The organism is Halobacillus massiliensis, from assembly GCF_900166625.1.
Lineage (GTDB): Bacteria > Bacillota > Bacilli > Bacillales > Halobacillaceae > Halobacillus_A > Halobacillus_A massiliensis.
This window is the reverse complement of sequence record NZ_LT800499.1, coordinates 3,880,708-3,893,779: the sequence shown is the minus strand read 5'-3', so window position 1 is coordinate 3,893,779 and position 13,072 is coordinate 3,880,708. Positions and strand designations below refer to the sequence as shown.

Below are 13,072 nucleotides of genomic sequence, written 5' to 3'. Positions count from 1 at the left end.
TAGGTGATTCGTTATGAATATAAAATGGTTGTTTTTAATAAGCGGAATAGGAGTAATGCTTATATTGCTGATTGTTTTTTCGCTTCGATCGGACCAACACGATCATGGGCCCCATATTTCCATCAGCTCTATTGCCAAAGATAAGGCTGCCTATAATCCTGGAGAAAAGGTACAATTTAAGGGCGAACTCAATACCTCCTATACTGAAGGTTTTATTCAGGTTTCCTATTACCATCGGGGAATGAAAATTGATGAACAGACCTTGTCCATTAATGGAAAGAGCTTTGAATGGGATTGGTTACCTCCTTCACGGGATCATCAAGGCTATTTAGTCGCAATTTCCTTAAATAACCAGAAGCAAGCTTCTACTATTGCTGTAGACGTCTCATCCAATTGGACAGCTTTCCCAAGGTACGGGTTTCTTTCAAAATTCTCTGATATGAAAAAACAGGACCAAAAAACCATAATCAAAAAGTTGAATCGATATCATATTAATGCTCTTCAGTTTTACGATTGGCATGATGAGCACCATCTTCCATTAAAAAAACAGGACGGCCGTGTCTTAACCAACTGGGCAAACGTTGCAAATAAGCCTGTTTCCCTTTCTACAATAGCAAACTATATTGAGCTTGCTCATAAAAATGGAATGAAAACAATGAGTTATAATTTATTGTATGGAAGTTTAAAAGAAGCTGAAGCAGATGGTGTGCTTCCTTCATGGTATGTGTTCAAGGATAAACATCAGCAAACCATTGATACTCATCCGCTTCCTGATGACTGGAAAAGTGATATATTCTTAACAGACCCTGGTAATAAAGAATGGCAGGATTATATTTTTTACAACCAGCAAACCGTATTCGATGAATTAAGTTTCGATGGCTGGCATCTTGATCAATTAGGAGATCGAGGGAAGGTCTTCAATGGATATGGACAACCAATGAGTATGACAGAGGGCTTTAAAAATTTCTTGCAGTCTGTTAAAGAAAGATTCCCTAATCACACGTTTGTAATGAATGCTGTCAATCAATACGGCCAACAGCAAATTGCTGCGTCAGGAGTTCCTTTTCTATATACAGAAGTATGGGACCCTATTACAACCTATGCTCAGTTAAAAAATATCCTGGTGGCCAACAGAATCGACTACAGAAAAAATACCGTCCTAGCTGCTTATATGAATTATGATAAAGGCGATCAAAAGGGATTCTTTAATACGCCGGGAATTCTTTATACAGATGCTCTAATCTTTGCTCATGGCGGCGCCCATATAGAACTTGGAGAACATATGCTTGCTAAAGAATTTTTTCCTAATGAGAATCTCTCTATGCCGCAGAAATTACGAAAAAAACTTGTTCATTATTATGATTTTCTGGTAGGGTATCAAAACCTTTTACGCGGGGATGAACTATCCCCAGCAGAAGCAAATCTTTCATCAGAGAATGTAACATTTGCAGATAAACCAAAAAAAGGGACTGTTTACACTTTTGCAAAAAAAACTGAAAATAAAAAAATGATACATCTGCTCAACTACATGGATGCATCTCATATGGAATGGCGTGATTCTGAAGGGACACAGTCACCTCCTTCCAAAACAGGCCCGTTGTCTATCACTTTGCAAGAATCCAGAAGAATAAAAAATATATGGGTGGCTTCTCCAGATAATGCTCAAGGTATACCCACATCTGTAGAATTTGAACAAAAGGCAGGAATGTTATTCTTGACTGTCCCTAACCTCGAGTACTGGAGTATGATTACCATAGAATATGAAGATCCCAATCCTGAAATGGAATGACACACAGTTATATTAGACTAAAAAATATCAAGTAGCCACGGCACTACATTCAATTGGTGTATGGCAGTTTAGTTTTTAACGGCATTATCAATGCAGTTTCCTTTTCGGGATCATTGAACTGTGCCCCATAAAATGGACAGCTTAAGGTATGAAGTAGCTCAAAATTTATTTGTTTCTAAGAACAACCTATTGGTTGAAGGGCCAGCTGATTTACTCTACTTAACAAAAATGTCCGAATTAATAAACCAGCTAAAGAATTCCTGAAAATGAACTTGAGTAAAAGTTCATTTTCAAAAATAACGATTAACAATTTTGAGTAACTGTTTGAAAATTAATTTCTGAGTAAATCGAAATGGATAATTGTTTGAGCAATAGATGACATACTTTTTGACATACTTTCACTCATTTAGTGATTATTTATAATATATATGGAAATTGAGTAGAGCTTATTTAAAGCGAATTTTTTCTATTAAAACGTGTATTATTAATCTTTATTTATCATGCTGAAACCATGGGCGGCATGATGTAAGCTGTCCTCAAACCCTTTATAGTTAAGGAATGAGGATTTGAAGCACAATAATTATATGTTGAATGGATTTTTGATATTTGAGTCTTGATCTAAAAGCCTCGAGTTTGTAAACTCTTGAGAGGCTTTTTTTGTTCTTAAATTTGAAGATACATATGGCAAAGATTTAAGTGGCACGACAATTAATCTCAAAACTGAGTATTCAAGTATAGGGGCAGGTTAGTGGGACTGAGTTTAGAGATACTGTGCTATTTTTGTGTAAGGTATTGTGGTTTTTAAAGTACATCTTTATAAATGGTGTAAGAAAGAAAGCCATTAGGTTACTCATAAAGAACCCATTGTTATAAATAATTCTCTCAAAATTTGAAAGTATATGTTTCACTCTTATTTTGGTTTGCAATCAAACGAGGGAGATACCGTTATAACGTTATATGTAATTTTGGGTCACTATATTAACAGAAGAAACTCAATTAGTAAGAAAAAACCCCAAACATCAAATTAATTGAGTTTAGGGTACTTTAATTGCATTTCAGTTTTAATTATATTGAAGCACCTGCTCCTTCTGCTTACTGCGTATAGTTGCCTGAGCTGCTGCAAGACGTGCAGTTGGAACGCGGAATGGGGAACAGCTTACATAATCCATACCTAAATCAAAACAGAATTGTATGGATTTCTTTTCACCACCATGCTCTCCGCAAATACCGGTTTTAAGCGCAGGCTTTGTCGCTCTTCCCATTTTCACACCGTTTTCAACAAGTTTTCCTACTCCATCTTGATCTAAAGAAACAAATGGATTACTTGGCAGCACTTCGTTTTCAACGTAATGCTGCAGGAACTTGCCTTCTGCATCATCGCGGCTGAATCCAAAGGTGGTTTGAGTTAAGTCATTCGTTCCAAAAGAGAAAAAGTCGGCTTCCTGTGCGATTCGATCTGCTGTTAACGCGGCTCGTGGTGTTTCAATCATGGTACCGATAAGGTAATTGTAGTCTTCTTCTGTTTCTTCCTTAATCTGTTCTCCGATATTTACGACCAGTTGACGCATATTTTTTAGTTCATTTACATGACTGACTAAAGGAATCATAATCTCTGAGTTAACTTGAATCCCTTTTTTATTTACGGCAGAGATGGCATGAAATATGGCTTTAGCCTGCATTTCGTATATTTCAGGGTGTATCATTCCAAGGCGGCAGCCGCGATGCCCCAGCATTGGATTGGATTCTTCAAGTAGACGGACTTTCCGCAGAAGTTCCTGCTTTTCATTGAGTTCCTTAGAAGAAGGGTCTGTGATTTGCAGCTTTGTTACATCAACGAGCAGGTCTTCTTTATCCGGTAAAAACTCGTGGAGGGGAGGATCTAATAACCGGACTGTAATCGGATATCCCTGCATCGTTTTAAATATTTCTTCAAAGTCCTGCTGTTGCATAGGTAACAGTTTATCAAGTGCATGGTTACGTTCCTGATTGGTTTCAGACAGAATCATATCCTGGACAAGAGGGATTCGGCCAGCATCCATAAACATATGCTCGGTACGGCACAGACCAATGCCTCCTGCTCCAAACTCCAGTGCTTTTGCCGCGTCTTGTGGATTATCAGCATTTGCCCTAACCCCCATTTTAGTTTGTTCATCTGCCCATCTTAAAAGCAGCTGAAATTCGTCGGAAAGCTGTGGTTCAATCATGGGTATTTCTCCGAGGAAGATTTCACCTGTTGAACCGTCGATTGTAATTGTATCTCCCTGCTTAATTACCACATCTTCTACGGAGAACTGTTTTGAGTTTAAATGTATTTTCAAAGATTCACAGCCGCAGATACAGGCTTTTCCCATGCCTCTAGCCACTACTGCCGCATGACTTGTCATTCCCCCTCGACTTGTCACTGTGGCTTGTGAAGCTACAATTCCATGGATATCATCTGGCGTAGTCTCTGGACGGACTAAAATAACCCTTTTTCCGTTTTTGGCGAGCTCTTCTGCTTCATCCGCATCAAAGATGACTTGTCCTGTAGCTGCTCCTGGAGAAGCGGGTAAGCCAGAAGTTAATGGTGTCCTTTTATGGTCTGGGTCAATCCGGTGGTGAAGCAGCTGGTTGAGCTGGTCAGGATCTACACGTAAAACGGCTTCCTGCTTATCTATGATTTCTTCTTTAACGAGTTCAACCGCAATTTTAATGGCAGCTTGGGCGGTGCGTTTCCCTGTTCGTGTCTGAAGGATAAAAAGATTTCCGCGTTCAACGGTGAATTCGATATCTTGCATGTCCTTATAGTGGTTTTCTAACAGCTGACAGGTGTCTATTAACTGCTGGTGGACGGTCGGCATTTCTTTCTGAAGACTTGCGATAGGTTGAGGAGTGCGAATGCCTGCCACTACATCTTCACCTTGAGCATTCATTAAGTATTCTCCATAAAGTTTGGATTCACCGGTAGAGGGGTTACGGGTAAAGGCTACCCCTGTGCCTGAATCATTTCCCATATTTCCAAATACCATGCTTTGAATGTTTACTGCGGTTCCCAGGTGTCCAGGTATCTGGTGAAGACGGCGGTACAAGACTGCCCGCTGATTATTCCAGGAGTCAAACACTGCATTGATGGTTAAGAACAGCTGGTCCTTTGGATCTTCAGGAAAGCTGCGTTTTGCATGTTTTTTTACAATATCTTTAAAATTTCCAATAACCTGCTGCCATTCTTCAGCGGTTATTTCTGTATCGGAATCATAGCCTTTTTCTTCGCGGAGTTCTTCCAGCTGACGTTCGAAATGAAAATTGTCTACATGGAGGACAACATCACTGAACATCTGAATAAACCGACGGTAGGAGTCATAAGCAAAGCGCGGGTTATTAGTCAGTTCTGCCATTCCTTGTACAGATTCATCATTTAAACCAAGGTTTAACACCGTGTCCATCATGCCGGGCATGGAGTGTACCGCTCCGGAACGCACGGAAACGAGGAGAGGGTCTGCTGCATCGCCTAATTTCTTACCTGTTTTTTCCTCAAGTAGTTTAAGGGCTTTCAACACTTGAAGCTCTGCCTCAGGCGGGATCACCTGTCCTGTGTCATAATAGGAATTACAGGCTGCAGTAGTTATCGTAAATCCATAAGGAACTGGTAAACCAATACGTGTCATTTCAGCTAAGTTAGCGCCTTTGCCTCCTAGAAGTTCCTTGCTCCCTTTTTCTGGTTGATCGAACATGAATACAAAATTTTTATCCATTATACAAAGCTCCCCCTTTTATTAAACATCGCTAAAATAATGTCGGCTGTCTCCTCAATTGCTTTATTAGAAACATCAATAATTGGACAGCCGATTTTTCTCATAATACTTTCCGCACTATGAAGTTCTTGAAGGATTCTATCGAGTGAAGCATAATTCGCAGACGAAGTTAAACCTAAGTTTTTCAGCCGTTCTCGGCGAATATCATTCAGTTTTTCTGGTGTAATCATTAATCCTACACATTTGCTTCTTGGGATGGAAAAAAGCTCTTGAGGAGGTGGTATCTCTGGAATCAAAGGGACATTGGCCACTTTGAACTTTTTATTTGCCAAGTACATGGAGAGAGGGGTTTTAGAAGTCCTGGAAACACCTATAAGTACAATATCTGCAAGTCTCAGCCCTCTTACTTCTTGTCCATCATCATATTTCACAGCAAATTCAATAGCTTCTACTCTTTTATAATAGTTTTCATCAAGCTTTCTCATCTGTCCGGGCTGACCATGGGGTTCACTGTTAAATTTTTGAGTGAATGCATCTATTAAAGGAAGCATGAGATCAACTGTCAGAATCTTTTCATCTGCTGCTCTAACATCGAGGTATTCCTTTAATCCAGGGAGGACAATGGTGTAGGCAATGATAGCATCACTGTACTTCGCTACCGTAATAACATTGTTAATGTCCTGCTTGTTTTCTACATAGGAAAAGTGCTTGATTTCAATGTCCTGCCCTGTAAATTGACTGGACACAGCCTTTACCATTAAATCAGCTGTTTCACCGACTGAATCTGAAACAACATATACAGTTTCTTTTTTCCGCATTTATATTTTCTTATCCTCCTTTTAATATGACTTTCATTCTAAAGTGACATACTAATAATCTATTTACTTTTAATATGTCATACTATATTGGGTAGTATAGTAACACTATTTTAATTTAGTGGCAATAGAAAAAGATCTCTTTTTGATAAAGTGGGAGATAATAGCAGGTGAAAGTGATAAAGAGACGCTCAAGCGATCTCTGTTTTAATATTTTGAAAGGGGGAGGGGGATAATGAAGTAACAAAATAAACAGAGTCTTAGTTATAGACTCTGTTCTAAAGTTAGTTAATGTTTAAATAGTTTATTTACAGCCACATGATTTACGAGTAATTAGAGAGGGGGCAATTCAATGTGACTCATATATTTAGGGTTATGAATCTTTGTTAATAACACATCAAAGGCAGTCTTTCCGATAGTGTCAGGAGGAAGGACAATATTAGTAACTGGAGGATCAATAATAGGTTCGGAAGCAAAGTCGCCACCCTTCTTCGTATAAAATATATCTGTTCATTAGCATTAGGAAGGAAGAGAATTTTTCAGATTACATAAAATAAAAAAAGCCCAAAAACCTGGAATTTTTTCATTCGTATTTATGATAACGTTCTACGAGTATGTCTAATTTCTCCAGTTCGTCTGATAGGTGAGAGAGGGAGGACACTAGGGCAAACAAGTAGGAATGCTTTTTTACATCTTCTAAATCTGTGATTCTATCAGGCGTGGTCTTGCTTAAATGGGAAAGAAGTCGAATTTTCTGTTCTTCTATTTTATCATGCAGGTCATCTGAGTAGGATCGCTTGATTTTACGTTCGTATTTCATAAATATTTTTTCCTCATAATTCGTTAAAGCGTACAAAAATTCCTGAATATCATCTTTCAGACCGTCACTGACATATAAAAGAGCGGAAGATTGATGTTCGAAATGGTCTATGACTTCAAGCTCCTTTTTTAAAATCATGATCATTTGTTTGAAAAGTACAAGCTTTTTCGCCCGACTGTAAGGAGCATTTCTAAACAAACGGTTGAATTCATCGCGGTAAAAATCAAAAAGTTTTTCAGCTTTTTCTATGTTTATCTCCGCGCTTTCCTTCGCTTCCCGGTAGGCTTCTTTCTCTAGTTCTCCAAAAACAAGCGAGCGAAGAAGCATGGAAAGTTGTTCGCCGGTGGTTTCTATATGGGAGAGCAATCGTTCTTCATATTTAGGTGGTAAAAATATCATATTGATGAGCACTGCGGAAACGATTCCGACCATGACGGATAAAAATCGCTCCATGCCAAACTGAAATACATGCGGATCTTGTATTTCTAAAATCGCAATGGCAGTTACGACAGAAAGTCCGACGTTTTCAACACCTAACCGTGAATTTATACCGATTAAAAGAATTACAATAATTCCAGTAACCACAGGATGGTTCCCAAGGAGATAAAGCGTGCCAAAGGCAAAGAGGGCGCCGATGACATTGGCTTGAATTTGATCGAGCAAATGTTTCCATGATCGATAAACGGAAGGCTGGATGGCTAAAAAAGCGGCGATCGCAGCAAATCCAGTTGTTGTAAAATTAAAAGCATGACATAAGAGCAAGGAGAGGGTAACAGCGATCCCTGTTTTAAGCATGCGAGCTCCAATATTCATCTGATTCCTCCTTTACTCTAACATTGACAAAGGATTTTTTTCACGCTCTTATCATAAGCAATTGTGTAAACTATTGCAAAGAGAGAATTATAATTATAGATTATTTAAATCTCTCGTACGCAAAAAAGCCTTCCCTATAAAAAGGGAAGGCTTTAGATTTTTGTCACGAATGTACCGACCACCGCTTTCGTCATTTAGCTCTTAAGCTTATAATTCGTCATTCAACCATCAGCTTGTTTTTTGATAAACAAGAAGGCAAAGTGAAAGCTCGATTATGTCGCCCGCTGACCCCGATACCCATTGGGAATGAAAATCGATCTAGCAGCAGTCAGCAACCCTGAAAGTATGAATGTTGATATTGTGATTGAAGAATTCAAAGGACTTAATGATATCAATAAAGAATAACACCTGCAGTAGTAAAAGTACGAAAAATAAAAGTTACCACAATGCTAATACGGATTTATCATGTATAGTTAAATCATTATGGAGGAGTAGTAAAGGTGGACCAGGATGGAGTCTGGAGTTTTTTGAACCGGGAGGACGGGTGAGCAACATGGCTTCTTTAATGGGTACTCTGTTGAAAATAAATGGATTAGGAAAAGAAAAGTAATTCTTCAGCAGGTCTCAGTAATCTGTTGTTTCTTTTATAGTTAAATACATGAACATCCCTTTTTTCTTAGAATACTATACAATTTAGGTGCACATCTAAGAATCATGTTGCAAATATTTTTCCAGAGTATCTTGGGATATAGCTAGGCGAATAAAAATTCTAAGGAAAATGAGTGAGGAGTCGTGAGTTCAGCAATGACAACTAGAACGCAATCTCAACAAACAAAAGAAGAAATCAAACCCTGGATTCGTCGGTTTGGCAGGTTCGGTTACATGGCTAAAGGGACGGTTTACGGCCTTGTAGGGATTCTCGCCTTTATGGCGGCCATCGGTGTAGGAGGAAAAACAACCGGAACGAGCGGGATGCTTCGTACCTTAGCGGGAGTCAAATTTGGAGAAATCCTGCTATGGTTAGTAGGAATTGGTCTAATTGGTTATGTCATCTGGGGATTTATTAAGGCTATTAAAAACCCTCAGAATAAGGGAGCTATTTCCCGGATAGGTTATGCCGTAAGTGGGGTCATTTATGGTGCCCTTGCTTTCAAAGCACTCAAGATAGCCATGCACGCAGGCAGTGGCAGCAAATCAGAAGAATCACTTTCAGCTCAGTTGTTATCCCAGCCGTTTGGGCAATGGATCTTAGGTGCAATTGGTATTATCATTATCGGTTACGGCCTCTACGAGCTTTTCACCGGATGGAGCGAAAGGTTTATGAAGCAATTTAAAACGGGCCAAATGGATCCTCACGAACAAAAAATTGCTTGTAAATCAGGGAAAATGGGATTAATGTCACGAGGAGTGGTATTAGGACTTATCGGGTTTTTCTTTGTACAGACAGCCGTAAACTCTAATCCTGATCAAGCGAAGGGACTTGATGGAGCCCTTTCTGAACTAGCCCAAACACCCTACGGCCAGTGGGTTTTAGGCGTGGTCGCATTAGGCTTAATTTTATACGGGGTCTATCAGATTATACGTGGACGTCATGAACATATGAGCTTTGGAAAGATTAAATAAGTCTCTAGTACGCAAAAAAGCCTTCCCTCTAAGGGGAAGGCTTTTCGATTTTTGTCGCGAATATACCGACGACCACATTCGCCGTTTAGCTTTTAAGCTTATAATTCGTCTTATACAAATAGCTCATCGCTCTTAAACTATACAACATTTTTACATAGTTAGCAATAAACTTTTACACACAGAAACCAACCTAAACTATGAAGACGGTAGAAGAGTGGCAAAGAGTATCTGGACGCAGCTATCATAGTAACTCACGAATTCCTTTACCAATCTTTTCAATACCTATCGGGATATTCTTATCTTCAACCTGTGACACACTTAGTCGAACTACGTTTTCTTTCCGATATTTTGAGATACATAGCTGTTGTATCCTGTAGAAGTACATTCTTATGTTTAAGGTGATCCACCAGCTGCATCCCTTTTATTCGTTCAGGCAGTATAATGGTCGAATAAAAACCAGACTCCCCGCCTGTAAACTCTGCCTCTTCCGGAAGGTGTGCGAGATACCCCTTTTTGAGTAGTGTACCTTTTCTCTTGTATTGTCTTCTTAATTTATGTATGTGGTCTTCGTACATCCCGCTTTGTAAATAAATTTCCGATGCCCCTTGGGTGACTACCGTTGTATGGACATCTACTGCAAATTTAGTTCTGGAAAAAGTCTCAAGTAATGTTCCAGGTAAAACTAAGTATTTCATTTACTATGAGAATGGGGCTATGATGTAAGGTCTTTCTTACACTCCCCCCTAGCTTAAATTAAAACTGTATAAAACATTAAGAAGACTACTTACTTTAGAAAAAGGTGGTAGTCTTTTTTTGTGTTTTTTAATAGTTAAGTAAGGAGAACAAAGATAGTCTGCTTGCATAATGAAAAACGATAAAAAAGAACCCGTAATAAAAATTCTAAAAATTTAAAAATTCACTTGATTTTTTGAATACGCTTCCATTAGAATAGAGTACAACAATAGATAGTGATGTTTGTTTAAAGGTAGATACCTTTTATTAGGAGGAACAATATGATAGAAAAATTACAGGCTATTAATGATTCATTGAAGGTTCATGATGTCAAAGACAGTTCTTTTATACGCTACGGAAGAGTATTAGAAGATTTTCCAGTGGATAAGTTTGAGGAGAAGATGGATACCATACCTGTCCCTGAAAAAGGAAACCAATACCTCCCTAGTGCAGCAGAGCTAGAAAATCAAGAGTTAAAGACACTAATTGAAAGAAAGTATTATGGTGGAATGAGTTGTCAAATTGGTTATTGTAATGGAAACAATTCAAACTTAGGGGGGTTAGAGTACCATAAAGGCAGTGAAATTAATGTTGCTGTTACTGACCTGGTTTTGTTATTAGGCCATTTAAATGAAGTCGAGCAAAAAACTTTTGATACCAAGTTTCTCAAAGCATTCTACATACCAAAAGGCACAGCAATAGAAATCTATCAAACTACTTTGCACCTTGCACCCTGTAAAGTTACTTCTGATGGTTTTAAATGTGTGGTTATCTTACCTGAAGGTACAAATAGCCCCCTTAATGAAGAAGAGAAAAGAGAAGATTCTCTATTATATATGAAAAATAAGTGGTTGTTGGCACATGAAGAGCATTTACGGTTTGTCTCTAGTGGAGCGCATGTTGGGATAAAGGGTCCGAATGTATTTGTCCAGTTTTTAGAAAATGAATTCATTCAAGGAGGAAGATCATGAATAGCATTGCTTTTACTTTAATTACATGTGTATTCTTTATGGGACTTGTCGGTTGGATATCTTATCGGAAAGCAAAGGGGCAAGTAAATGACTCCGATGGATACTTTTTAGCTGGACGTGGTCTTACAGGAGGATTTATTGCTGGTAGTTTATTATTAACAAACTTGTCCGCTGAACAATTGATTGGGTTAAATGGACAAGCGTATAGCGCGAATTTATCTAATATGGCTTGGGAAGTAACAGCTCCAATTGCTGTTATTATAATGGCTTTGGTGCTGTTGCCGAAATATCTTGGCGGAGCGTTCTCTACTTTACCAGAGTTTCTTAGTACAAGGTTTGATGATGGTGTAAGAAGATATATTGTTCTGTTATTTATGCTTGGATATGTATTTGTTACGATCCCTTCTGTTTTGTATTCTGGGGCATTAGCTGTTTTAAAGTTATTTGATGTTCCAGGTTTACTAGGTATTTCATACGAATCATCCATTTGGTTAGTCATATGGATAATAGGAATAATTGGTGCCATTTATGCAATTTTCGGCGGATTGAAAGCGGTTGCTGTATCAGATACCTTAAACGGGATCGGTTTATTGGTCATTGGTCTTATGATTCCTATTTTAGGATTGTTTGCTTTAGGTGATGGGAATTTCTTTGAAGGATTCAAGACAATGACTACCGATAATGCGGATAAGTTGAATGCCATTGGATCCAGTGAAGACTCTGTTCCATTTTCTACAATTTTTACTGGAATGATCTTTATGAACATGTTTTATTGGGGCACTAACCAGTACGTCATTCAAAGGGCGCTAGGAGCTAAAAACTTGGCAGAGGGCCAAAAAGGAGTTCTGTTTTCTGGATTTTATAAGTTAATTGTTCCTATTCTTATGATGATTCCAGGAGTGCTCGCCTTTCATTTGTATGGAAGTGGAATGCAGACAATGGATTTAGCTTATCCGACAATGGTATCTAACCTGATGCCTACTATTTTCTCCGGTCTTTTCTTGGCAGTCCTTTTAGGGGCAGTGTTTTCAAGCTTCAACTCATTGTTGAATAGTGCCGCAACTATGTTTGCATTAGATATCTATAAGCCTGGATTTAGGCCGGAAGCCTCCGACCAGCAATTAGTTCGAGTCAGTAAGTTTTTTGGCACTATTTTAGCACTGGTTTCATTTTTTATTGCACCATTACTTATGAATGCACCAGAAGGGCTTTGGAATATTATTCGCCAATTCACAGGTTTTTTCAACATCCCAATTATTGCTATCGTTCTCATTGGGATAGCGTCTAAATTTGTACCGCCGCTAGGTGCAAAGATCGCTGTGATATTCCACGTTGTTACTTATTATATGCTGGTGTGGGGATTGGACCAGCTATTCGGTATTGAAATTACAATGAATTTTATTCATATTTCAGCGATCCTTTTTGTTATTGAGATAGCAATTATGCTCGTTGTCGGTTACATTCGCCCTCTTGCAACACCTTATTCTGTCAAGTATAGCCCTAAAGTCGATATGGTTCCTTGGAAATATGCACTTCCTACAGCCGTATTACTAGTGAGCTTAATGATATTCGCTTATATCGTCTTCTCGCCAATTGGGTTGGCCTACCCAAATGCAATTGTTTCTAATAGATTCTGGATGGCTTCCGCAGGTTTAGCAGCAATAACAGTGGCTATTCTAATGATTGCGAAAAAGAATTGGGAGAAGAAATATGCCAGTTTACAAGAAGATCAGTTAAAAAAAGCAGGCAATCTATAATATTTTAATAAATGGAATGGG

General features: G+C 38.6%; 7 protein-coding genes. 4 read left to right on the top strand and 3 right to left on the bottom strand.

Going from position 1 to position 13,072, the window contains the following annotated elements; all coding sequences use genetic code 11:
• The first annotated feature begins 13 nt into the window (after positions 1 to 13).
• The gene (locus B7E06_RS19140) at positions 14 to 1,789 is read left to right on the top strand and encodes a glycoside hydrolase family 66 protein (RefSeq protein WP_082235519.1); all 1,776 of its coding nucleotides are present in this window, start codon (positions 14 to 16) and stop codon (positions 1,787 to 1,789) included.
• Positions 1,790 to 2,850: 1,061 nt separating this feature from the next.
• On the opposite strand, the gene ppdK is transcribed toward B7E06_RS19140, so the two are convergent.
• The 3 genes from ppdK to B7E06_RS19125 form a co-directional block, all read right to left on the bottom strand.
• A complete protein-coding gene (gene ppdK, locus B7E06_RS19135) occupies positions 2,851 to 5,520 on the bottom strand; it encodes a pyruvate, phosphate dikinase (RefSeq protein ID WP_082235518.1) in 2,670 nt (889 codons plus the stop codon).
• Positions 5,520 to 6,338 carry a pyruvate, water dikinase regulatory protein gene (locus B7E06_RS19130; RefSeq protein WP_082235517.1) on the bottom strand — a complete coding sequence of 273 codons (819 nt, stop codon included), beginning with the start codon at positions 6,336 to 6,338 and terminating at the stop codon, positions 5,520 to 5,522. The genes ppdK and B7E06_RS19130 overlap by 1 nt, the downstream gene beginning before the upstream one ends.
• A 580-nt stretch (positions 6,339 to 6,918) precedes the next feature.
• On the bottom strand, positions 6,919 to 7,968 hold the full coding sequence (locus B7E06_RS19125; protein ID WP_082235516.1) for an FUSC family protein: 1,050 nt from the start codon (positions 7,966 to 7,968) through the stop codon (positions 6,919 to 6,921).
• 804 nt (positions 7,969 to 8,772) lie between these two features.
• Here B7E06_RS19125 and B7E06_RS19120 point away from each other — a divergent pair.
• The 3 genes from B7E06_RS19120 (at position 8,773) to B7E06_RS19105 (ending at position 13,051) form a co-directional block, all read left to right on the top strand.
• Positions 8,773 to 9,591 (top strand): DUF1206 domain-containing protein, encoded by an 819-nt coding sequence (locus B7E06_RS19120; protein WP_082235515.1) that lies wholly within the window; start codon positions 8,773 to 8,775, stop codon positions 9,589 to 9,591.
• A gap of 1,013 nt (positions 9,592 to 10,604) precedes the next feature.
• Positions 10,605 to 11,294, top strand: a complete 690-nt coding sequence (locus tag B7E06_RS19110) for a DUF4867 family protein (protein WP_082235513.1) — start codon at positions 10,605 to 10,607, stop codon at positions 11,292 to 11,294.
• Complete coding sequence (locus B7E06_RS19105) at positions 11,291 to 13,051, top strand: solute:sodium symporter family transporter (RefSeq protein ID WP_082235512.1); 1,761 nt, start codon at positions 11,291 to 11,293, stop codon at positions 13,049 to 13,051. Before B7E06_RS19110 ends, B7E06_RS19105 begins: the two co-directional genes overlap by 4 nt.
• Positions 13,052 to 13,072: the final 21 nt, after the last annotated feature.